At 51.1% G+C, this 25,482-nt stretch carries 9 protein-coding genes; 5 read left to right on the plus strand and 4 right to left on the minus strand.

Translation table 11 applies throughout. The annotated features are described in order from the left end of the window. Positions 1-37: 37 nt before the first annotated feature. The 3 genes from MPB2EB_RS01555 (at position 38) to MPB2EB_RS01565 (ending at position 18,463) form a co-directional block, all read left to right on the plus strand. Positions 38-14,653: an SDR family NAD(P)-dependent oxidoreductase gene (locus MPB2EB_RS01555; RefSeq protein ID WP_185182133.1), complete on the plus strand. Its 14,616-nt coding sequence runs from the start codon at positions 38-40 to the stop codon at positions 14,651-14,653. A 1-nt stretch (position 14,654) separates the two neighbouring features. Then, on the plus strand, positions 14,655-16,577 hold the full coding sequence (locus MPB2EB_RS01560) for a type I polyketide synthase (protein WP_185182134.1): 1,923 nt from the start codon (positions 14,655-14,657) through the stop codon (positions 16,575-16,577). Between the two features lie 362 nt (positions 16,578-16,939). Beyond that, complete coding sequence (locus MPB2EB_RS01565) at positions 16,940-18,463, plus strand: hypothetical protein (RefSeq protein ID WP_185182135.1); 1,524 nt, start codon at positions 16,940-16,942, stop codon at positions 18,461-18,463. Positions 18,464-18,569: 106 nt separating this feature from the next. Here the strand turns inward: MPB2EB_RS01565 and ychF are convergent, their stop codons facing one another. Next, complete coding sequence (ychF, locus tag MPB2EB_RS01570; protein WP_185182136.1) at positions 18,570-19,664, minus strand: redox-regulated ATPase YchF; 1,095 nt, start codon at positions 19,662-19,664, stop codon at positions 18,570-18,572. 76 nt (positions 19,665-19,740) lie between these two features. On the opposite strand from ychF, the gene MPB2EB_RS01575 reads away from it, so the two are divergent. Both MPB2EB_RS01575 and MPB2EB_RS01580 read left to right on the plus strand, forming a co-directional pair. Then, positions 19,741-20,904 carry a UbiH/UbiF family hydroxylase gene (locus MPB2EB_RS01575; protein ID WP_185182137.1) on the plus strand — a complete coding sequence of 388 codons (1,164 nt, stop codon included), beginning with the start codon at positions 19,741-19,743 and terminating at the stop codon, positions 20,902-20,904. Next, entirely contained in the window at positions 20,901-22,691 is a 1,791-nt protein-coding gene (locus tag MPB2EB_RS01580; RefSeq protein WP_185182138.1) for a M61 family metallopeptidase, read from the plus strand. Before MPB2EB_RS01575 ends, MPB2EB_RS01580 begins: the two co-directional genes overlap by 4 nt. 188 nt (positions 22,692-22,879) lie before the next feature. Here MPB2EB_RS01580 and MPB2EB_RS01585 read toward each other — a convergent pair whose 3' ends face one another. Genes MPB2EB_RS01585 through trpD form a run of 3 tightly spaced genes read right to left on the minus strand, consistent with a single transcriptional unit; the run spans position 22,880 to position 25,482 of the window. After that, positions 22,880-23,629, minus strand: coding sequence for a uracil-DNA glycosylase (locus MPB2EB_RS01585; RefSeq protein ID WP_185182139.1), 750 nt, complete (start codon positions 23,627-23,629; stop codon positions 22,880-22,882). Between the two features lie 27 nt (positions 23,630-23,656). Next, positions 23,657-24,445 carry an indole-3-glycerol phosphate synthase TrpC gene (gene trpC / locus MPB2EB_RS01590; protein ID WP_185182140.1) on the minus strand — a complete coding sequence of 263 codons (789 nt, stop codon included), beginning with the start codon at positions 24,443-24,445 and terminating at the stop codon, positions 23,657-23,659. A 5-nt stretch (positions 24,446-24,450) separates the two neighbouring features. Next, positions 24,451-25,482, minus strand: coding sequence for an anthranilate phosphoribosyltransferase (gene trpD / locus MPB2EB_RS01595; protein WP_185182141.1), 1,032 nt, complete (start codon positions 25,480-25,482; stop codon positions 24,451-24,453).

Consider the following 25,482-nt stretch of genomic DNA (forward strand, 5'->3'; position numbering starts at 1 on the left):
TACCGTGACTCTATTGTAATTCTAATAGGTAGTTATCATGTTAGATATCATTAACGGGTTGGCGAATGGATGGGTAGTGGCACCTGTGGTAAGTGCCTTTGCGCGATATGGGGTTTTCGATGCGATGTCAGGGCGACCGCTTACGCTTAAGAAGCTTGTATCACGCTTTCAAGGTAACTCGGGGCATCTGCATGCAGCCCTTCGGCTCTTATATGAAACAGGTTGGGTGGAATGGATTGAGCAGGACCGATATCTTGCAGCTGCAGATGCTCGTTTGGCGCAACAGCTGCCGAGTGATTTGGATGAGTTGGTGCAATTATCGGTGGCGCAAGCGTTAGCAACCGATAAGTCTGAGCCGTCTGAGTGCCTGCTACGTTGGCTGGAGCGCTGTTGTGCTGGTTGGGCCAGCGTTGAGCCAAGGGTGGTGAGTTTGCTAGACGGCGCTTTATTGGCGCCATTGTTGGCACAGCTATACACATTGGGCAGCGATGTACTGGAACAGAAGCAATCAGGCGCTATCTCAGCGATTGCGTTGCAGGCTATACAAACCTTATTCATCCAGCGGGGCTGGGCGCAGGTTGAGGCGACTGACTTTCGGCTAACGTTAAGTGGCCGAGCCTTGCTGGCGGGTAGTGGCGCTTTGGGTACGATAGTGTCTTACAGACCGATGTTCAGTCATATTGAAGATTTGCTATTCGGTGAAGCGCAGACAATCTTCAGTACGAATGAGCAAGGACATGAATTACATATCGATCGTACCTTGAACGTGATGGCCAGTGGCGTGCAACATCAAAGCCATTTTGCCGAGCTAGACACACTCATCCTACGTATTTTTGATCAATCTCCTTTAGAAGCGCAACCACGTTATGTCGCGGATATGGGATGCGGTGATGGGAGTTTGCTGCAGCGGATCTACGAGCTCGTTAAAACCCGTACAGCACGGGGGCGGGTGCTGGCGGAATATCCACTCACACTGATCGGAGTGGACTACAACACGTTGTCACTTGAAGCCACTGGCAGAACGCTGACTGGCTTGCCACATTTGTTGGTGCAGGGGGATATTGCAAATCCAAAGCAGCTGATGGTTGATTTGGCTACTGCAGGGATCACCGATCCAAAAAACATTCTGCATGTGCGTTCCTTTTTGGACCATGATCGTCCGTTTTTACCGGTTGAAGACAAGACTGGGGCGCAGCGACGCGAAGGATTGAATTACAGCGGTGTTTATGTGGCTCGTGATGGCAGTGAAATTAAACCTGCCTATGCAGTGCAGGGCCTGGTTGAGCATCTGCGCCGCTGGCGTACGGCAGTCTCCCGCTTTGGACTGCTCCTACTTGAGGTGCATTGCCTGCAGCCAAAGACGGTCAGATGCGTGGGAAACATGACGGAGAGTGCCTATTATGATGCCTTTCACGCGTTCTCTGGGCAGCAACTGGTCGAAGCCTCAGTTTTTTTAATGGCAGCGGCTGAGGCCGGTCTGTTTCCTGAGCTACGCACATCGCAAGCAATTCCAAAGAGGCTAGACTTTACTCGCATTTCTCTACATCGCCTGCTGCCCCAGCCATATACGGTCCGCCATCCCCGATTAGCTGATCTTCGTCGGCTTAAGCAACTTGATCGAATAAGCCAGCCCAGTGCGCGGCGCACCCCGGCAGCCGAAATAAAGCGGCGTGTGCGTGACTTTGCGCAAGGACAGATGGTGCTTGAGTTCGAGGGACAGATTGTAGCGGCACTGTATACCCAGCGCATCGATTCTCCTGAAGCATTGTGCACGAGCTGCCATGCTGAGTTAGCGAGATTACACCGGCCAGAAGGTCGTTATGTACAACTGTTGGGATTGTTTGTCGCCCCCGATATGCAAGGGCGAGGGTTTAGCGATGCGCTGATTGATTTGATGCTGGTCTATGCAGCCACGCTGGAGGGGGTGGATGCCGTGATAGGCGTGACGCGCTGCGCTAACTTTATCCAGCATAAGGCAATATACAGTTTCGATCAGTATACCCAGTTACGCGATGGGCTTGGTCAATTCAAAGATCCCATGCTGCATTTCCATGCTTCGCATGGTGCGGTAGTGCGTAAAGTATTACCGGGATTTAGGCCGGAGGATAGAGACAATCAGGGCGCTGGAATTTTAATTGAGTATACGTTGCGCGCTGGGGCAGCAACGACTGCTGAAACCGAAGTCCAGCCACCTGTATCTGAGTGCTCTGCGCCGGTCGCGGATCAAATTGAGCCTGCTGTGCGCAACACGATTATGCAGGTACTGGGCCGTCAACGGGCTGCAGCCTATGGCCTTCAAGTGCCGCTGATGGAGATGGGCCTAAGTTCACTGGAATTGCTGGAGTTGCGGCTGCTGTTGAGTGCTCGTATGGGTGAGTCGTTAACGGCAACTTTCTTGTTTAGCTACGGAACGCCCGAGGCAATTACCGGGTATTTTATGACCCAGGCCACTTCCCGGTCGATGCCACGGGCAACCACAACACCCGTGTTAGAGGTAACCCCAACCTCTGCTATCCCTGCATTGCCAAATCATTGCCCATCACACGAATTGACAAACTCGGAGGAAGCCATTGCGATCATCGGTATGGCGTGCCATTTACCGGGTGGTGCGAACAATCCAGCGCAGTTTTGGCAAAAACTACTTGAGGCTCAGGATGCCGTAGGTGCGTTGCCGGCCAACCGGCGCTTACTGTGGACGAATCGAGCAGAGCCATGTCGTTGGCAGGGAGGTTTTCTAAAAGATGTAGATTCCTTTGATGCAGAATTTTTTCGTATCTCTCCCCGCGAGGCGGAATTACTGGATCCACAGCAACGTTTTTTGTTAGAGGTCGCTTGGGAAGCGCTGGAATCTGCTGCAATTGCACCAGCGATGCTGCGCGGGACGCGCAGTGGCGTTTTCGTAGGCATGATGGGCGGTGACTATGAAGACGTAATTGCGTCGAATGGGCGCAAAGCGGATATCAATGCACACTTTGCTACCGGTAACGCATGTTCGGTGGCAGCAGGTCGGCTGTCGTATTTCTTCGATTGGCAGGGTCCCGCACTCAGTATTGATACTGCGTGCAGCTCATCGCTGGTCGCGGTGCACACGGCATGCCGCAGTTTATTAGGTGGAGAATGCAATTTGGCCTTGGCTGCCGGAGTCAATTTGTTGCTTGACGAGAAGCGGTTCCTGGCATACGAACAAGCAGGCATGCTCTCCCCTGATGGTCGGTGCAGAACGTTTGATGCCTCAGCGAATGGATATGTGCGAGGAGAGGGTTGCGCGGCGGTGATCTTGAAGCGCTTATCCGATGCGCAGGCTGACGGGGATCCGATCATCGCAGTTATTCTGGGCAGTGCGATTAATCAAGATGGCAGTAGCAGCGGCTTAACTGCGCCGAGCCAGTTGGCGCAGCAGGCGGTGATCGAAGCAGCGTTAGCCCAGGCAAAGGTGGAGTCCAAAGAAATAAGCTACCTGGAGGCGCATGGTACCGGCACCAAACTGGGCGACCCCATCGAGGTGATGGCTGCTGCTCAAGTGCTTGGGGCTGGGCGGCCATCCGATCAACCTCTGTTGCTCGGCTCACTCAAAAGCGTGATGGGTCATTTAGAAGCTGCGGCTGGCATTGCTGGGCTCATCAAGACCGTATTGTCGATACAGCATGGGGTGATTCCAGAGCAGTTGCACTTTGAAACACCGAATCCGCATATTCCTTGGGAACGCTTGCCGGTGCAGGTGGTAGCGCAAACCCAAGCGTGGCCAGCGGGGCTTAAACGGGCAGGAGTCAGCTCATTTGGCTTTAGCGGAACCAATGCGCATGTCATCGTTGGGGAATATCTTGCACCTAAGAGGGTGCCGACAGAAGTGAGTGGCCCGCAAATAGTGGTGCTATCGGCCAAAAATGAGGAGCGGCTGCGAGAGCAGGCGCAGCATTTGTTGGCGTACTTAGAATGTCATGATGAAGTGAACCTGGCTGATTTGGCATATACGCTTCAGGTGGGGCGCGAAGCGCTGGAGGCCAGATTGGCCCTGGCGGTGAGTACCGTCGATGGACTGAAAAAACAGTTACTACGCTATGTGCGAGGCGAGGCGGCTGAGGATATCTACCAGGGTGAAGCCAAACGCGCTCAAGCGATGCTCACGATATTCGGGGCCGATGAGGATTTGCAGCAAGTGTTCGCAATGTGGGCTGCCAAGGGCAAACTTGGCAAACTGGCCCAGTTGTGGGTGCAAGGATTAGCTGTGGAGTGGGGGCGATTGTATGGCGCAGCGAAGCCTAAGCGGATAAGCCTCCCAACCTATCCATTCGCGAAGGAACGGTACTGGGTGCCAGCAGTGACGGTGCGGGGCAACTCAGAGCATCAGTTGCATCCATTAGTCCACCGCAACACGTCGTCTTTGAGTAAGGAGCGTTTTAGCACGATACTTACGGGCCAAGAGTTTTTCCTGAGTGATCATGTGGTGCGAGGCGAGCGAGTCGTGCCTGGCGTAGTACAGCTGGAGTGGGCACGTGCCGCAGTAGTGTTGGCAAGTGATGGTCATGGCGCGGCGGAAGAGCTATCGGTTGTGCTGCAAGAGGTAACATGGTCATGCCCACTTGTGATCACGCAACCGCAAGAAGTGCATATCGCGCTGGAACTACAGGAGGACGGCCGTATCGGTTTCGAAATCTACAGTGAGAGGGGCGGCGAGACAGTTGTGTACAGCCAGGGTTGGGCTCAGCTGGCTGAGATCGATGAGGCGCGATGGGTAGATTTAGAGGCGGTGCGAGAGCCGTGTGAAAAAACTTTAGCGGGCGAGGCATTTTATGCGCGCTGTGCCCAATCGGGGTTGACTTTCGGCCCGAGCTTCCAGGTTTTAAATGAATTATGGTTAGGCAATAACCTAGCAGTGGGCGCATTGAATGCTACTGGTGAAGCGCTCGTTGGATACGAATGGATACCGAATTTGCTGGATGGAGCGCTCCAGACGAGCCTGGGGCTGATGTATGAGAACAGCGTACATCTAGTATTGCCATTCACGGTGGCGCAGGTAAGGCAGTGGGGGGAAATACCAACGACTGCCTGGGCGGTAGTCCGTCCGAGCATGGGTGACAGTACGGCAATGCGTAAATTCGACATCGACATTGTCGATGCCACTGGACGGGTCGTACTATGTTTAACTGGCTTTGGCGCACGGCCCGCGCATAAAGCCGTTGATGACGTGGCTACTGTACCTCCCCCAGCACAACATACTCTGCCGGAGTCAGACTGGGTAGGCGAGTTAATCCTAGCGCCGGTATGGGAAGTGATAGAGGAAAAAGAAGAAGCCTGGCCGCTTCCTCAACAGCGAGTCGCACTGATGGGCTCTCCCGATGCCTCGCGATCCGCCTGGTTCTTACATTACCCACAGGCGCAACAGATCGACCTAACAGGAGCAGAGAGTTTAGAAGCGCTAACGGATCGCTTACGCAGTGATTCTCAGTTTGATCATCTTGTGTGGTGGGTGCCGTCAGCTAATGCATTGGCAACGCAACTGGGATTCAGATTGATTAAAGCACTGCTGGCGCTGGGTTACGGCTCACGTTCCTTGGGCTTGACGGTGGTAACGCGGCAGGCGCAGACGGTGTGGTCAGGAGAGGAGGTCGATGCCACGGCAGCCAGTGTGCATGGATTGATTGGCTCATTGGCCAAAGAGTATGCGCATTGGCGGATCCGGCTGCTCGATGTGCCGGCTGACGAGGACATCGCATTAGCGAGCCTGCTAAGGCTACCCTCCAATAGTCAGGGCGAGGCACGAGCGTACCGGCACGGGCAGTGGTACCAGCAAAGACTGGCTCCATGCGCCTTGCCTGCAGTTATGGATTCACCTTACCGTATGGGTGGGGTGTACGTGATACTGGGCGGAGCAGGTGGTTTAGGGATAGCCTTAAGCGAATATTTAATTCGGCATTACCAGGCCCAAGTGGTTTGGTTAGGCCGGCGCACCGAAGATGCATCGATTGCACAACAACGCGCACGGCTTGGCGCATTCGGGCCGACACCGCTCTACTTGCAGGCGGATGCAACCGAGCGGGAGGCTCTGGTACTAGCGCATACCGCAATTCGCCAACGTTTCGGCGAGATCCATGGTGTGGTGCATGCGGCGATCGTGTTGGCCGACCAGAGCCTGGCGCAGATGGATGAGGCAAGCTTTGAAGCGGCCTGGTTAGCCAAGGCGGCGAGTACCTTGCATTTGACAGAGATATTTGGCCAAGAGGAACTGGACTTCTTGTTGTTCTTCTCGTCGTTGTTAAGCTTTATTAAGCCGCCAGGGCAAAGCAATTATGTGGCGGGATGTTGTTATACCGACGCTTTTGCGCAAGCATTGCGTAATCAGCACGAGGGATGGAAGTACCCAGTAAAGATCATGCACTGGGGCTATTGGGGCAGTGTGGGGGCGGTGGCCTCGGCCTCCTACCGTGAGCGCATGGCGCAGATGGGTCTCGACTCGATTGAACCACCCGAAGCAATGGCGGCATTGGAACAACTGCTGGCCCATCCGATAGAGCAATTGATATTCGTGAAAACAACGCAAGCGGCAGCGGCTGGCGCGTTGAAGATTGCGCAAGAGACGGTAACGGTGGTATTGGCCACGCCGGCTGTAGTGTTACCACCGGTTGAGACAGTCGCATTGCCGCAAGAGGCAGCCCAGGATCTGACGAATCTTGATAAACAGCTTGCCCCATTACTGCACACACAGTTAGCAGCAATGGGCTGGCTTGGAGCAGAGGCATATCCCTCAGAGCGTTACGCGCAGTGGCATGCGCACAGCCTACGTTTGTTAGAAGCACACGGACTACTTGCGCAGATACCCACGGAAGAACCCGCTCAGTTGTGGGCCAAATGGATCGCGTATTGTGCAGCTGCACAAGATAACCCTGCGCTACGAGCCCAAGTCCAATTGGTGAATGCCATGTTACGGACATTGCCCACGGTGCTACGCGGCGAACGAGCAGCAACCGAGGTATTGTTTCCGCAAGGGCAGTTAGATCAGGTAGAAGGGGTGTATTGCGGTCATCCAGTAGCAGACTACTTCAATGCGGTACTCACAGAGCGGCTTATCACGTATGTGCAGGCACGCTTGCAAGAGGATCCTCAGACAAGACTTCGTATCTTGGAGATCGGCGCGGGTACAGGGGGCACCAGTGCGGCATTGTTTGCTCAACTGTCGCCCTATATGTCGCAGATTGAAGCTTACTGTTATACAGATGTGTCACCCGCGTTTCTGTTGCATGCGCAACAGCATTACGCGTCACAGGCACCGTATTTGCAAACACAGCGACTTGACATTGAGCGCGATCCGATCGAGCAGGATTTTGCACTGGGGCATTACGATGTAGTGGTGGCGGCCAACGTGTTACATGCTACGCACGATATCCGCTGTACGCTACGCCATGTCAAGGCCTTGCTTAAGGGCAATGGTTTACTGCTACTCAACGAATTGACCGACACGGGTCTTTTTTTTCATTTGACATTCGGGCTATTGGATGGCTGGTGGCTGGCTGAAGATAGTGTATTGCGCAACACAGGCACACCAGGGCTGAAGCCGTCTATGTGGAAGCAGGTACTGACAGCCGAAGGGTTTAAAGCGATTACTTTTCCTGCCGAGGCGGCGCATGGGTTCAGCCAGCAGGTTGTTTCAGCTTTTAGCGATGGCATAGTGCATCAGCGGCGACGGGGCGAATCGCAGATCAGTCCAGCGAGTTCTGATGAGGTGGCGCTACAAACTGTCTCTGCCCTGCAGACGCCACGTCAATTGCCTTCCGAGATCCAGATACCCCAAACCATTGAACAGCAGCTGGCATTACACGTACGTCGTTGTATCTGTGAGGGCGTCGCCAAGACGCTCAAAGTGGATGCGGAGAAGCTGGTACAAAACCGTGCTTTTGCAGAGTACGGCGTGGACTCTATCACTGGGGTAGCGCTGGTCAATGCAATCAATACGCAGTTGGGGTTGACGCTGCCGACTACGGTGCTATTTGACTACGCGACGATCGAGCAATTGTCCTCACATATTATTTCTGCACATTGGGAGCGGCTGAAACTCACTTTGACTTCCGTCATGCAAAATCCATCTGCGCCAGCTAAATTTCGGAAGTTAGATGGGGCCCGCCGTCAAGATGGGCAACCCTCTGCATTAGCGGGTTCTAAGGCGTCGATGCCTTGGGAACCGATTGCGGTGATCGGGATGAGTGGGCGTTTTGCCCGTGCAAATAACCTACAGGCGTTATGGGCTGCGCTGGCGAAAGGCGAAGATTTGACCGAGGAGGTGTCGCGCTGGGACTTGTCGCGTCACTACTCACCTACGAGTCCACCCTATTGCAAACGGGGCGGCTTTTTGCGTGATATTGATTGCTTCGACCCCCTATTTTTTAACATCTCAGGGTTAGAAGCGACTTATATGGACCCACAACAACGTCTGTTCTTGGAGGAAGCGTGGCGGGCGCTGGAGGATGCGGGTTATGCGGGAGCCGGTATTGCGGGTCAACGTTGCGGTGTCTATGTAGGGTGCTCTGCCGGGGATTATCAGAATCTTGTCGATGCTGCTGCGCCGCCACAGGCGCTTTGGGGCAATGCGAATTCGGTGACTCCGGCGCGCATTGCCTACCATCTAAATTTGCAAGGACCCGCGCTCGCCATTGATACGGCATGTTCGAGTTCGCTGGTGGCATTACACCAAGCCTGCCAAAGTTTGCGTACGGGTGAGGTTGAATTGGCATTGGCCGGAGGTGTGTTTGTCCAGAGCACCGAGAGTTTTTATGTGCTCGCTAATCGAGCGGGGATGCTCTCACCTACAGGACATTGTTACACCTTTGATGCCCGGGCTGATGGTTTTGTGCCGAGCGAGGGCGTGGGCGTGGTAGTGCTCAAACGTTTATCGCAAGCGCAAACGGATGGAGACCATATCTATGGCGTGATTTTGGGTTCAGGGACCAATCAAGATGGCGCCACCAATGGCATTACGGCACCGAGCGCGATTTCGCAGGAGCGCTTAGAGCGTGACGTGCAGCAGAGCTTTCAGATTGACCCGAAAACGATTCAATGGGTAGAGGCGCATGGTACAGGAACTGTGCTGGGTGATCCCATTGAATTCCGTGCCCTCACGCAGGCGTTTAATCAGGGTGAATCACGCTCGCCTACCTTGGGGCTTGGTTCGATCAAAAGTAATCTCGGACACACAGTCGCAGCAGCAGGGATTGCTGGCGTACTCAAGATATTGCTGGCTTTACAGCATCGACAGATTCCGCCCTCCCTCCACTTTGTGCAAGGTAATCCGCATATTGATTTTGAGCATAGTCCGTTCTACATCAATACCGAGCTTAAAGCATGGGAGACCGGTGCCGGTACAGAACGACGAGCGGCGGTAAGTTCGTTTAGCCTTAGCGGCACCAATGCTCATGCAGTGATTGGTGAGGTGCCGGCTCGTATTGCGCAGGAGTCTTCCAGACCAAGCTATTTGATTGTGCTATCGGCGCGTACGCCAGAGCAGTTACGCCGTCAGGCTGAACAACTGGTCGCACACTGTCAGCAAGAAATGCCTGAGATAGAAGCGATGAGCCATACCTTATGGATGGGGCGGCACCACTGTGATCATCGGCTGGGGTGTATAGCGCAAAATAGTGCGCAAGTGATGGAACGGTTGCAGCAATGGCTAACACAAGGCAAAGCGATTGGGGTAACGGTTAACCATATCAAAACGGTACAAGACGCACAATCAGTGCTTGTGCGTCTAGGTAAACAGTGCTTGGAGGAATATAACAAGGCGACAGTAGTCGAAGACGCGCAAGAGTCGCTTGCGGTTATCGCCGATTTGTATTGCCAAGGCTATGATCTGCCATGGACGCAGTTATTTGATCAAATAAAGCCGCAGCGAATTAGCCTTCCAACATACCCCTTTGCTAAGGAACGGTACTGGGTACCGCGAATGGTCGCGCAGGGCGGACCAGAATGCCAGCTGCATCCGCTGGTACACAGAAACACGTCTGATTTGAGCGAGCAGCGTTTTAGCACAACGCTTACCGGCGAGGAATTCTTTCTGCGCGATCATGTGGTTCAAGGCGAACGGGTCGTGCCTGGAGCGGTACAACTTGAGTGGGCGCGCGCAGCAGTGGCTTTAGCCAGTCCTAGTGCGGCGGGGCAAGTCGTCATGTTAGAAGAGGTAACGTGGCTGCGCCCACTCGTCGTTGCGCAGGCGCGCGAGGTGCATATTGGTCTTGAAGCACAGGAAGATGGTCGTATTGGTTTTGAGATCTACACGGCTAACAATGGGGACGAGGTAGCCGTGTATAGCCAAGGCTGGGCCGAGTTACAGTTAACCGAAGTCGAAGTGGGCGAGGCGCCGTGGGTCGATCTGGAGGCGCTGCAAGGGCAATGTGAGCAGAGCCTGGCAGGAGAAGAATGTTATGCACGGTTTGCGCAACAGGGGTTAAATTTTGGTCCGAGCTTCCAGGTTTTAAACGAATTGAGCATGGGGCATCACCTCGCGATAGGCACTTTGCGCTTAGCTGCAGAGGCGCCAGTTGGATATCTATGGGCGCCGAATCTGCTAGATGGAGCGCTGCAGGCAAGCGTCGGATTGACTCAGGCCACAGTAGGCGAAACCGTAGCATTACTGTTCTCAGTGGCGCGCGTAAAGCAGTGGGGCGAAATACCGACGACCGCTTGGGCGGTGGTGCATCCGAGTCCAAGTGTCAGAGACGGCGCAGCACTGCGTAAATTTGATGTCGATATTGTTGATGCCAGTGGACGAGTAGCGCTACGTTTAAGTGGTTTGAGCACACGGTCTCAGCATCAGGCAGTGGATGGCACAGTGACTGCTCTTGACTCAACTCCACCATCATTTGCTGTGCTGGAGCCGGGCGAATTAATGCCGGCCCTGGCACGGGAGGCCATAGAAGAAAAAAATATCTTTAAGGTTGGTGGGTCCGAAACGGTAGCAACGGTGCCCGCGGCACCCGCTGTGAAGTTGTCGCAAGCAGCGCCGGTTACGCAGCCGGTGGACGCGATGCAAGATAGCGCGGATATTGAAGCACAGCTCGCACCGTTATTACGAATGCAGTTGGCTGCAATCGGATGGCTCACAGCAGAGACCTGTCCATTAGAGCATTATGCACAGTGGCACGCACACAGTTTACGTTTGCTAGAGATACACGGACTGCTTACACAAGCACCCACAGCAGAAGAGGCCGCGCAATTATGGGCGAAATGGGAAGCCTATCGCGCAGCCGTGCAAGACAAGCCTGCGCAGCGGATCCGGGTGGAGTTGGTGGATGCCACATTGCGGGCTTTGCCTGGGGTACTGCGCGGTGAGTTAGCGGCAACTGAGGTTCTGTTTCCACAAGGACGGCTAGATCGGGTGGAGGGTGTGTATCGCAATCATCCAGTAGCGGACTACTTCAACGCGATACTCGCCGAACGGCTTATCGCATATGTGCAAGCACGTTTGCAAGCAGAGCCACAAGCTAGACTGCGCATACTCGAGATTGGTGCGGGCACAGGCGGCACCAGTACAGCATTGTTTGCACAACTGATGCCGTATGCAGCGCAGATTGAAGAGTATTGCTATACAGATATGTCAGTGGCGTTTCTGCTCCATGCGCAACAGCATTATGCGTCGCAAGCGCCATATTTGCGCACACAGCGACTCGATATTGAGCGTGATCCGATGGCACAGGATTTTGCGCGAGGGCATTACGACGTGGTGGTCGCAGCCAATGTCCTACATGCGACGCGTGATATCTGCCACACCGTGCATCATGCCAAAACGCTGCTTAAGGGGAATGGTTTGCTGCTGCTCAACGAACTAACCAACACCGGCCTGTTTATCCACTTGACGTTCGGGCTATTGGACGGTTGGTGGTTAGCTAAGGATAAGGCGCTGCGCATGGAGGGTAGCCCCGGGTTGACGCCATCGATGTGGCGACAGGTGCTGGCAGCTGAGGGCTTTAGAGACATCGCCTTCCCAGCCTACATAGCGCATGGGCTAGGCCAGCAGATTGTGGTGGCAGTCAGCGATGGTATGGTGTGCCAGATGGTCCCAATGCCAGAGGTGAGCGAGCAATATTTACCACGAGAGACAGTGGTTTCTAAGAACCTGAGTACGGCAGGTGAGTTGCAGCCCCAGATAGAGCATGCCTTGGCAGGGATAATCTCTACTTATCTGAAGGTGGCGCGTGAAGTACTAGATCGAGATGCACCGCTTAGCCAATTTGGTTTTGACTCGATCACGCTAGCTGGGCTTAGCAACACGCTGAACCAAAAATATAGCTTGGCTTTAAGCCCACCCCTATTTTTTGAGTATTCGACGATTGCAGCGCTAGCGGGTTATCTTGCGCGGGAACACCACGCGGTGCTAGCACCTGCGTTCGCCGCAACGATGACAGAACCCATTCGTCCAAATGGCAGTGCCGTTGCGTCACCGCTTCCCCCTGCTGCTCGGCATCAGAGAGGGCGTTTGGCAGCCGCAACCCTGAGATATAGTGCAAATGAGGGTAAGCCGGTCACGGGCGAGCCGATCGCTGTCATCGGCATGAGTGGATGCTTTCCTCAGGCTGAGGATATCGATGCTTTGTGGGCAAATCTATTGGCAGAGCGTGACAGCATCAGCGTGCTGCCGCTTAGTCGTTGGAACTATAAGTGGACACCGACGATTGGCCATGCGGGGGTGATTGAGAATATAGATCAATTTGATCCACTGTTTTTTGGTATCTCGCCGCGTGAAGCACAAGCGATGGACCCACAGCAGCGGCTGCTGATGCTATATGTGTATCGTGTACTTGAGGATGCAGGCTACTCGGTGCGCAGTCTGTCGGGCAGTACTACGGCACTGTTGGTAGGAGCCACTACGGGTAGTGGGTATGGAGATTTGCTGGTGCAGGCGGGTGAGGCTGTGACTGGGTACAGTGCAGGGGGGCTATCTGGTGCGATGGGACCGAACCGGGTGAGCTATTGGCTGAACTGGCATGGGCCGAGTGAAGCGATTGATACCGCGTGCTCCAGCTCACTGGTGGCGGTGCACCGGGCGCTCGAGTTGCTCCGTAGCGGGCAGTGTGAGCAAGCGGTGGCGGGTGGGGTCAATACGCTGTTGTCGAGAGAGGTACACGAAAGTTATATACAAGCGGGAATGCTGAGCAAAAGTGGACGCTGCAAGACTTTTTCCGCGCAAGCGGATGGTTATGTGCGCGGAGAAGGGATGGGTATGGTGTTTCTCAAACCCCTCTCGGCAGCTGAACGCGATGGCGATCATATTTATGGCTTGATTAAAGGTAGTGCGACCAATCACGGTGGGCGTGCACACTCGCTGACGGCGCCGAATCCACGTGCGCAGGCTGATCTGGTTAAAATGGCATTGCAGCAAGCAAAGGTGGAACCGGAGACAATCGGCTATATCGAGGCGCATGGCACAGGCACCCCATTAGGAGATCCGATTGAGATACAGGGCCTGAAGAGCGCGTTTGCAGAGTTAGCTCCAGACTCACCCGCTGGGTATTGCGGTTTGGGGACGGTGAAGAGCAATATTGGCCACTTAGAGCAGGCTTCGGGCGTAGTGGGCCTGATCAAGGTGCTGCTGCAATTGCAACACCAGATTCTAGTCAAAAGCTTGCATTGTGATGAAGTGAATCCACTGCTTGCTTTGGAGCACAGTCCTTTTTACGTGGTCCAGCAAACGCAGCGATGGGAAGCCTTGCGGGATCGTCAAGGACGGCCGTTGCCGCGTCGAGCTGGGGTGAGTTCGTTCGGTGCCGGTGGCTCAAATGCACATGTCATCGTTGAAGAATATGTAAAGGGCCAAAAAGCACCTACGATATTCACTGGACCAGTGCTCGTGGTCATGTCAGCCAGAAGCGAGGAGCAGCTAAAGGAGCAGGCAGGACAGCTAGTGGCATACCTAAAGTGCCAGACTGAGGTCAATCTGGTAGATCTGGCGTATACGCTTCAGGTGGGACGCGAGCCGCTGGGGGTACGCTTAGCGCTGGTTGCTGAGTCTGTTGATGCTGTGCGGGAGCAATTATCACACTATGTGTGTGGTGAGGTGGCGGAGGACATTTATCGAGGTGAGTGCAACCGAAATGTGACATTTCTAGCTGACGAAGATTTGCAAAAGATGATCCAAGTGTGGATGGCAAACGGCAAGCTCAGCAAATTGGCAGAACTATGGGTGCAGGGGCTAGAGGTGGAGTGGGCACACTTAAATGGTGGAACGAAGCCGAATCGGATCAGACTTCCGACCTATCCCTTTGCCAAGGAGCGGTATTGGGTGCGGCAAACGGAGCGGCGAACCGAACCAGAAACTCAGCTGTATCCACCTATGCACGAACCGGAATTAAGTCAGCCGCGCCCCAGTACAACGCCCCTGGGCACTCTGAACGAAACAGGATCCACTAAGATAAGCCAAGCCGCGACTGACGAGCGCTTGCTCCAGATAGAAGATGTATTGACTGGCTTAATATCGGAGCAACTGAATATTGCGCATGATGAACTGGGGAGGGAAATACCGTTTAATGACTTCGGTCTTGACTCAATTATGCTGACGAGATTCAGCAGTGCATTGAACCAGAAATACGATTTGTCATTGAATCCAGCCATCTTTCTCAAATACTCAACGATCACCAAGCTAGCCAGACCAGGCAGCGTTAGCCACCCTGTTTGAGGTGACGCCGGCAACGGATGAGACTAGCGACAGGGTTCCTCAGCCCATCCCTCAGCACCAAGAGCGGAACTTTACAGCTCCAATGCTAGCAAATAGCGCTACCGAACCTATCGCGGTGATCGGATTGAGCGGTTATTTCCCACAAGCAAGCAATTTAGAAGAATATTGGGATAACTTAATCACAGGGCGTGACTGTATTACTGAGATTCCAGTAGATCGCTGGTCGCTGGATGGATTTTATATTGAGGACAAGCAAATAGCTCTGTCCCAAGGTTGTAGCTACAACAAATGGGGCGGGTTTATTCGGGAGTTAAGTACGCTTTTCAATACGGAGTTTTTCTCAGCAGCGTTCAAGACACAATCTAATTGTGCTAACTGGACGGATGAGCAGAAGTTGTTTGTGCAGATGGTATGGACGCTGCTTGAATCAGCGGGCTACACCAGCATTGAATTGAACAAAGTATGCCAATCTCGAGTAGGTGTTTATGTGGGTATGATGCCTCTTCTTACCCAGGCCAATATGCTTAAAAGTGCGGCAGTTCATACGATGGGTGGGGTGGCTGGCATGCTGTCCCACTTATTCGAGTTCTGCGGGCCCAGTATTGTTGTAGATACCTATAGCGCTGCTTCCATGACAGCGCTTCATCTGGCTTGCACTGGTTTGGCACGCGGCGAATGTGATGCAGCGATTGCTGGTGGGATTTTGTTGATGTGTCCAGAGTTATATCAGCATTCTTGCCAGCTTGATGTTCTAGGCAGCCACCGGGGTAGTCGAAGTTTTGCAGCTGACAGTGATGGGCCGTTATATGGCGATGGCGCTGGAGTTGTTTTGCTAAAACGTTTGTCTAAAGCGCTGCAGGATAAAGACACTATTTTAGGCGTTATAAAATCAACGATTGTCAACAATGTCGGCAATATTGGCCTATCAAACATGTCGACTCCTGACATCATCTCGAATTCAATTAAGGAAAATATTGTTAAAGCGGGTGTTGACCCTCGAACCATCAGCTATGTCGAAACATTTGCGCCAGGATTTGCAATTGCAGATGCACTTGAAGTATTTGCAACGGAAAATGCTTTTCGTGAATTTACTCAAGATAAGCAGTTCTGTGCACTAGGATCATTGAAACCTACTATTGGCCATGCCGGTGCAGCCTCAGGTATTTTGCAGGTGATTAAAGTGCTGCTGCAGATGCAGCATAGACAATTAGCGCCGATGCTCCAGGTTGGCCCTTTGCGTTCCGATTTGGCGTGGGAGCACTCTCCATTCTATCTATTGCGAGAAGCGCAAGCATGGCAAAGCCCCCATATTCACATCAATGGAGCTAGGCACGAGGTACCTCGTAGAGCAATGATTAATTCGATGGGTTATGGAGATTTTTATGCCGGTGTGATTATTGAAGAGCATGGTTTTGAAGAAAACCTAGGTTTTCAGGCAGTCCAGGGAATTGATTGTGCTGCTAGCGAGCAGTTGATTGTTTTATCAGCTAGGTCTACTGAAAATTTACAAGTTTTGATCGAACAGTTAAAGCAATTTGTGCAGAAGCAAGCGCAATTTTCGTTACAAAATATGGCGTATACGCTGCAATTGGGTCGAGAAGCTATGCCTTTACGCTGGGCTGCAGTAGTCCAGAATCAGGAGAGCTTATTGAATGCCTTAAACTTTGCAGCGCAGCAAAAAAAGGTTAAGTCGTCAGTTGAACAAGGCAGAGCGATTTTTGTAGGCGCAATAGATCAATTAACCAAAAGAGACAGGGCACGGATAGGCGGGCAGCCCAAAATAGAAATCCCGCAGCATAATGTGGCGGAAAAAAATCTCTCGCAAATTGCTGCCTATTGGGTGGAAGGGGCGGATATCGACTGGAATTTACTGCATGATGGGTATGTTCCGCAACGCGTTCCGCTGCCAACCTACCCGTTTTAAGGGAATCGCTATTGAACAGTTTCTATAAAGAATCTAGATTCCCTTGAGCCAACATTTTTTAGCAAAAAGTGCGACGGCTTTTCCCCCCTGCCTCCTCATCTGCTGGGGGCATCCAGCGACCATAGCGATGGGCTATCATCATCCAATCAGTAGGCCCTATTTTTTCTTGGGGCCGATGATCGCTCCAAATTCAATATTTCCTTCGCTGTTTTTGCCAAAATTACGTCTCAGAGGTGCAAATTCTATACAAAAGAACGCACTTATTATCTGATGGCTTCGTTTTTTTGTAGAAGATTTCTTATTTCGGTTCGGCCTTTATAAAAATAAAACTTAAGTTATGATTTTTTAGGAAGGAGAGCTTGATGCTGCCGAATACAAGATTACCTTACTTGGGTGATAACCTCACTCAACTACCCCCATATTCAGGTGCGGCGGATGATTCGGTGCCTTATATTTCTGGCCAAACACAGAATCAGCCTTATTCCTTACTACCTATTGCTAGTTATAACTCAAACCAGAGTGATTTAAACTCGATGCGGAGAAGGCATCTAACTGGAAGGCATAATGTAAGGCAAGTGTTGACTAATAATTTACACCCTGAGGAAAATGAGATTTCCACTGATTTTTCAAATGGCAGTGAGATTAATTTTTTGGTAAATGTATATCGGATATTAGAGCAGGAGAGGCAGTCAAATAAATACGTAAAATCTGAAGATTTGCTAGGATTTTTGAGAAATAGATTGAATTCTCTTGAAGGTTGTAATAAATTGAATGAGGAGATTTTTTTCATCCATGATACTATAAATTCATTGCAGGATGAGATAAATAAAGGGGGTAGCCAAATTTTTATTGAACATGCGCTTGATGAATTTGGTAAGAGGATAAATGAACTTAGCTCAAGAAGGCCATTTAGTAATGATTTTTTAAAAAAAGATCTAAGGGATGGAGTTGATTCTTTTATAGCCAGAATTAATATGTGTGCTTTTAATGAAAAGAGTGAGTTGCCTCGAGATGATTTTGTTGGGAAGGTAAGTGATTTGATGTTGAGTAAAAATGAATATAAAGATTGGCGGTCAGGCCTGAAATTAATAAGCTATCCAGGGCAATATACTATAAAGCACGCCTGTAAGAGCAAAGTACAGAAACTTTTCCGCAATCTAGAAAAGCACAACTCTTTTTTTTGCACATCAAAGAAATACTATGATTTACGTCAGAATGTAGTGGCGAGTCTTTGGCAGGAACATAAAAATTGGAAGTATCCATTGCGTATCTTGTGCGAGCTGGATGGCGCGGTGGCACCGCCCCAAGAGATGCAAAGATTTATAAAAGACTCGCAAAAAGTAAGCCACTGGTATAGGAAATCATCTCCAAAGATGCGTTGCAATGCATCTAAGGCTATTAATGAGGTTAGTTCTAATTATAGGATTCTAGCTGGTAATTTACGTTTGCTCAAAGGTTATTCAAAGGAAAATCCGGGCCTCAAGAAAGTTGCTGCTAGTCTTAAGAAAGACACAAAGATTTTGAAGCGTAAAGATTTCTTAAGCAAAGGAGATGGCAATTATGAAATAGATGAATTGTCTGATTTCCTCTCGTCATTAAAAAAGAGCGGAAATAATATGGATCCAAAGATATTGGATGAATATATCGAACGAATTGTGTCTAGGAGCGAGGCTTATGATAAATTGGAAAATATATTAAGCTCTGGGAAGAGTTATTGGAACTTTATGTGGGATGAGAGCACGGGAGATACATTTTGTGGTTTGAGAAATTCCCCGGCCTATAATGATAGGTATTTATTGGCCTATCAAAATTGGTCTGTCTTGACCGGGCTAATGCAGAATCTCTCTAGTAAGTTTCCAAAGAAAACCTTTTTTAAATTATTTTGATAATCAGGCTTTAGTCTTAATATCACTCTAATGCGGCTGCTTTGAGTCCCTTTGCCGGGGCTTTCAAAGCAGCCGCATATCTTAACAATTTAAGTCAATATGCTTGCTAAACATTAAACAAAAAATTCATTACATCCCCATCCTGCACCTTGTAATCTTTCCCTTCAGCGCGCATTTTGCCCGCTTCTTTTGCGCCTTGCTCGCCCTTATACGCAATGAAATCGCTAAACGAGATCGTTTGCGCCCGAATGAATCCGCGCTCAAAATCAGTGTGGATCACTCCGGCTGCTTGAGGTGCGGTATCCCCTATACGAATGGTCCAAGCACGTACCTCTTTAACGCCTGCTGTGAAATAGGTTTGTAATCCAAGTAGTTTGAAGCCTGCGCGAATCACGCGGTTGAGTCCTGGTTCATCCATTCCCATATCGGCTAAGAAGAGGGTTTTATCTTCGTCAGGTAGCTCAGAAATTTCTGCTTCAATTGCCGCACATACGGCAACGACGGGCGCTTTTTCTGATTCCGCATGGTGTTTGACCATGTCAAACAAGGGATTGTGAGCAAAGCCATCCTCTTTCACATTGGCGATATACATCGTTGGTTTGGCTGTGATTAGGCATAAGGTTTTGAGTAAGACGTGTTCATCGTCCGATAAATCAAGTGCGCGCACAGGTTTTACGGCATCTAGCTGTTTTTGCACTTTCTCGAGCAAAGAGACATATTTTGCGGCTTCCTTATCGCTCCCTGATTTTGCCGCTTTTGAATAACGTGATAACGCTTTTTCAACTGTGCCTAAGTCTGCTAGCGCAAGCTCAGTATTAATCACTTCAATATCCGCTAGGGGATTAATTTGACCGGCCACATGCACCACATTCGGGTCATCAAAGCAGCGCACAACATGGGCGATAGCGTCGGTCTCACGAATATTAGCGAGAAATTTATTGCCGAGTCCTTCACCCTTTGAGGCACCTGCAACTAAGCCTGCAATATCCACAAATTCAACAATCGCTGGTACGGTACGCTCTGGTTTGACAATATTGGCGAGAGCAGCCAGGCGTTCATCGGGTACTTCGACGATTCCCACGTTGGCTTCGATTGTGCAAAATGGGTAGTTTTCAGCGGCAATGCCGGCTTTGGTCAGGGCGTTAAAAAGAGTTGATTTGCCAACGTTAGGCAGACCAACGATGCCGCATTTGAGACTCATGACATCCTTTCAGAGATAAGGCTGGTTTTACGGGCCAGCAATAAGAATAAATAAAATGGATGGCTATAATAGCAGGATGATCGAATCTCAAAGTTTTCAGATAGTTGTAGTGGGGGGAGGGCTGGTTGGCAAAACCGCAGCTCTTGCATGTGCGCAATTGGGGTTGCGGGTGGCTTTGCTTGCTCCGACAGTGAGGGTGCAGACGGCTTTGAATTCCCGTGTGTATGCGCTTTCTGCAAGTGCTCAAGTCTTATTTGAGCAATTACGGATCTGGCAGGCCCTTGATCCTGCATGCTTAACTCCGGTCTATGATATGCGCATCTATGGTGATGCGTTGGCCGAATTGCACTTTTCCGCTTTTCAGGCGCATGTGCCGCAGTTGGCATGGATTATTGATGCCTCGTTGCTTGAGTCGGCATTGGATGTGGCGCTACGGTTTCAGCCGAATTTGGTTTGGCTAGATAGGCGCGCGCATGACTTATCCGTTTTGTCTGAACGAGCTTTGCTTGAATTGGATGATGGCCAAGTGCTGAAAACTCAGCTGGTGGTTGGCGCGGATGGGGCCCAGTCGTGGGTGCGTACTCAAATGGGGGTGAAACTTGAGCGGCGCGATTATCAGCAAATGGGTATCGTGGCTAACTTTAAGCTTGAGCAGCCTCACCGTGAAACGGCCTATCAATGGTTTCATAAAGGTGAAATTATGGCTTTATTGCCCTTGCCGGAAAATCATGCATCGCTTGTATGGTCGGCGCATGAGCAGCATGCGCAAGCCTTGCTGGCACTGGATGAAATGGCTTTCGCGGCGGAGCTTGAAGCGGTTGTCGGAAATCGGTTTAGTGCGCTTAAATGTGTGTCTCAAAGACAAAGCTTTCCGCTCAGTTTGCAAAAGGTTGCACGCTTGATCGCGCCGCGGGTTGCGTTAGTCGGGGATGCTGCGCATTTGATTCATCCTCTGGCGGGTCAGGGGATGAATCTTGGTTTACGTGATGTGGCGGAATTAGCTCAGGTTCTCGCGGGCAAAGAGCCATTGCGGGATTTGGGCGACATGATGCTACTACGACGTTATGAGCGTTCTCGGCGCGAGGACATTCAGAAATTGTCACTCGCAACAGATGGCTTGCATCGGCTTTTTTCATGGCAAGGTGGGTTTGTGCGCGGAATCCGCAATGCAGGCCTGACGTTACTGAACCAGCAATCTTTTATTAAGCGTAAATTGGTTGCTTCTGCACTGGGTTTATGAAACCAATTCACTATACGATTATTCCTAAGCATCCCGCCGCACATCTTTTTGAAGTGACGCTCACGGTGTTTGACCCTGACCCAGCCGGGCAACGTTTTATGCTGCCTGTGTGGATTCCGGGCAGTTATAAGGTGCGTGAATTCGCGCGCCATATCGTGAGAGTAAAGGCACATTCGGTCGCCACCGGACGCCAGGTTCCGCTGCAAAAAATAGATAAGCATAACTGGCAAGCAGCGCCGTTGAAAGGGGCGTTGATCCTGACTTATGAGGTGTATGCGTGGGAGATGTCGGTACGTGCTGCTTATCTTGACGACACAATGGGTTTTTTTAATGGCACCAGTGTTTTTTTTGCTGTGCTTGGCCAGCAAGCTGCGCCTTGTCAGGTTGAGATAAAACCGCCATTTGGCGCAATGTATCAAAATTGGCGGGTGGCGACTGCATTGACTGAAGCTGCCGCCACCCGCCGCCATGGTTTTGGTGAGTATAGCGCAGCTAACTACGATGAATTGATCGATCATCCCGTCATGTTGGGTGAGTTTGCGCTGGCGTGTTTTAACGCGCATCAGGTAGCGCATGAAGTGGTGATTGCAGGAAGAGTTCCAGCGCTGGATTTGGCGCGTTTAACGCAAGATTTGAAGCGTATCTGCGAAACCCAGATCGGGTTTTTTGAACCAGAAACAAAATGTGCGCCATTTAAGCGCTATGTGTTTATGACCATGGCGCTAACAGACGGGTTCGGCGGCCTTGAGCATCGCGCCTCATCCGCTTTGATTTGTAAGCGTAGTGATTTGCCCGCTAGCGGGTGCGTGCTAGGCAAGATAACAGAGGGGTATCGCACTTACCTGAGTTTGTGTAGTCACGAATATTTTCATAGTTGGAATGTTAAACGGATCAAGCCGGCTACATTTGCACCCTATGATCTGGCACATGAAAATTACACGACATTACTCTGGTTATTTGAAGGCTTCACTTCTTATTATGATGATCTGATGCTGGTGCGCAGTGGGCTCATCACCCTGCAGGATTATTTTGCGCTGCTCGGTAAAACATTGGCAAGAGTATTGCGCGGTAGTGGTCGGTTTAAGCAAAGCGTGGCAGAGAGCTCATTCGATGCTTGGACTAAATATTATATGCAAGACGAGAATGCATCCAATGCAATTGTAAGTTACTACCAAAAAGGGGCGTTGATTGCATTGGCTTTTGATCTTGCCATCCGAGCCCAGACTGAATCTACTCGATCGTTGGATGATGTGATGCGGTTGCTATGGCAGCGCTATGGCAGCGATTTTTATCAGCACAAACCGGTGGGCATTGCGGACGATGAAGTTGAGGCTTTATTACATGAAGCCACGGGTGTTGATCTCTCAGAGTTGTATCAGGAAGCGGTGTATGGCACCAATGATTTGCCCCTCGCAGAGCTATTCGAGCCATTCGAAGTAACGCTTGAGGCTGATACGGCCAATAACTTGCCTTCAATTGGCATGCGCGTGCGCGAAGGGGGGTGGGTTGAGGTTGTCTATGAGGGGGGGGCGGCGCAACGAGCTGGCTTATCCGCCGGGGATAAGTTAGTGGCGCTTGATGGCTTGCGCGTAGGTGGCCGTAATCTCGATGCGCTACTGGCACGCTATCAAACAGCTGATCAATTTGAGGTCCATATTTTTCGGCGTGATGAATTGCGTTGCGTGCAGCTCACGCTGGATCCGCCAGAGGTTGCGAGTTACCGGTTACATGCTTCGGAGTCACGCAGTGAGGCATGCAAATTGCGTGCTGCATGGTTATCTGGATAAGCGTACTTAAATTGCTTGCATATCACCCGATTATGGTTAATAATTAAACCAATCAGATTATTATGAGAGGTAAAAAAATGGCGCAGGCGCGCAATTTGGAAGAACTAAGGAGTTGGGTGATGGTAATGGCAATATTGGATACATTTAAAATGTTCTAAACGCTTAATAGAAGCGGGCGTTCCAAGGGCTCAAGCTGATGCCGCGGTTTGGGACAAATCTGCCGTTGTGGGCAGCTGCCAATTGATTGCCGGCCGCTGAGTATTGACTAAATATTCGTTGGCAAGCTTAAAATGCTGGCAGCCGAGAAAACCTCGATGAGCAGAGAGTGGCGATGGATGAGGGGCCTCGAGGATTTTATGTTTGCTTGGATCTAGCAGTGTGCGTTTGGTTTGTGCGTGTGCGCCCCAAAGTAAGAAAATTAAATTCTCATGCTGAGCAGCGAGCTGTTGGATCAGAATATTAGTACAGGCTTCCCATCCTTGTTTTGCATGGCTGCCCGCGTGGCCACGTTCTACGGTTAAAACGGTATTTAATAAGAGTACGCCTTGGCGTGCCCAACTCTCTAGGCAACCATGTAAGGGTATTGGGTGGCCAAAGTTAGCTTTAATTTCCTTAAAAATATTGCGTAATGATGGAGGGGAGCGGACGCCGGGCAGTACTGAAAATGCGAGTCCATGCGCCTGAGGAATGCCGTGTTCTTCACCGTGATAGGGGTCTTGGCCGATGATGACTACTTTTACCTCGGCGGGTGTGGTCAAATTTAATGCATGAAACACATCGTTTGGATAAATCGTCTTGCCTTGTGCGCGTTCGCCATCCACAAAACGACATAGTGCTGGATAGCTTGAGCTGGCGATAAAGGGCGCCAGGTAAGCGTGCCAGGCAGGTGGCAGTGCAGCAAATTGGGCCGCTAATCCGGTTTCAAGTTTGACGTTCATAGAATAAAGTTTAGAAGTCAGCCCGTCTTAAAAAAATAACTGTTTAAGGGCGTGCCCGGGATTGGGTGCGCGCATGAATACTTCACCGGTAAGGAAGGTCTGCACATCGGCCGCGCGTAGGCGGCCTACATCAGCAGAGGATGTAATGCCTGACTCCGCGACCACGATTTTATCGGCTGGAATATGAGCCCGCATATTGAGCGTAGTATCGAGCGTGACTTCAAAAGTGCGCAGATTACGGTTGTTAATCCCAATTAATGGGGTGTTGAGCGTAAGCGCGCAGTCGAGCTCTTCAGGATCATGTACTTCAACTAGTACGGCAAGTCCTAACTCCTCGGCCAACGCTTCAAGATCTTGCATTTGATGGGTCTCAAGTATGGCGGCGATCAGCAAAATACAGTCTGCGCCTAATGCGCGTGTTTCATATAATTGATAAGCATCAATCATGAAATCTTTGCGTAAAACGGGCAAAGCACAGGCGTTGCGTGCGGCTTGCAGATCCGCGGCGCTACCTTGGAAAAATAATGGATCGGTGAGTACAGAGAGGCAAGCAGCGCCGTGCTGGGCATAAAGGGAAGCGATATCGGCTGGGTCAAATGGCTCGCGCAAGACACCTTTGGAAGGACTTGCGTGCTTAATTTCGGCAATCACCGCCGCTTCACCGGCGGTATGTCGCTGCTGCAGCGCTTTGATAAAAGCGCGCGGCGCATCCATTATTTGCACTTTAGCACGTAGACTGGCAATTGGAGTTTGGCTCTTTGCTAGTGCGACTTCTTGGCGTTTGGTGGCAACGATTTGTTGCAGGATGTTATGCATTATTCTTAAGATTTAAATTGCTGAGTGTAACGGACCAGTTCGGTAACCTTTGTCCGCGCGGCGCCGCTGACCAGCGTTTCGCGCGCAAGGTCAATCCCCGCACTCATTGAGGACGTTATATTCGCGGTATAAAGCGCGGCACCCGCGTTCAAGATCACGATGTTGCGAGCCGCGCCGGGTTTATTGTCGAGTGCAGCAAGCAACATGGCCTTTGATGATTCAATATCAGTCACCTTAAGCGCTTGGCTTGAGGCTAGCTGTAAACCGAATTCCTCGGGCTGGATTTCGTACTCGCGGATAGACCCGTTGTATAACTCGCCTACTAAAGTGGGCGCGCATAATGAGATTTCATCCATATTGTCGCGTCCGCAAACCACCAATACATGTTGTGCGCCAAGGCGTTGCATGACTCTAACTTGGATCCCTACTAAATCCGGATGAAAGACGCCCATTAACTGATTCGGGGCATGGGCTGGATTGGTGAGTGGGCCTAGAATATTGAAGATTGTGCGTACCTTCATTTCACGGCGCAGTTGCGCAACTTTGCTCATGGCAGGGTGGTGGTTGGGTGCGTACATAAAGCCCATGCCGGTTTCAGCAATACAAGCCGCGACTTGGTCTGGCTTCAGCGAGAGATTGACGCCAAGCGCTTCGAGCACATCCGCGCTGCCAGATTTGCTTGAAACGCTGCGATTGCCGTGTTTGGCGACTTTCGCGCCAGCAGCGGCGACCACAAACATGGCTGCGGTAGAAATATTAAAAGTGTGTAAGCCGTCGCCGCCGGTTCCTACAATATCAACAAAATGGGTGGAGTCAGCGATTTCAACATGGGCGGCGAATTCTCGCATGACCATTGCTGCTGCGGTGATTTCGCCAATCGTTTCTTTTTTGGTGCGCAGGCCGGCTAAAATGGCAGCGGTCATCAAAGGCGAAACTTCGCCACGCATAATCAAGCGCATTAGATGCAACATCTCATCGTGGAAGATTTCGCGGTGTTCAATCGTGCGTTGCAGGGCTTCTTGTGGGGTAATACACAT

This window comes from Mycoavidus sp. B2-EB, from assembly GCF_014218255.1.
Taxonomy (GTDB): Bacteria; Pseudomonadota; Gammaproteobacteria; order Burkholderiales; family Burkholderiaceae; genus Mycoavidus.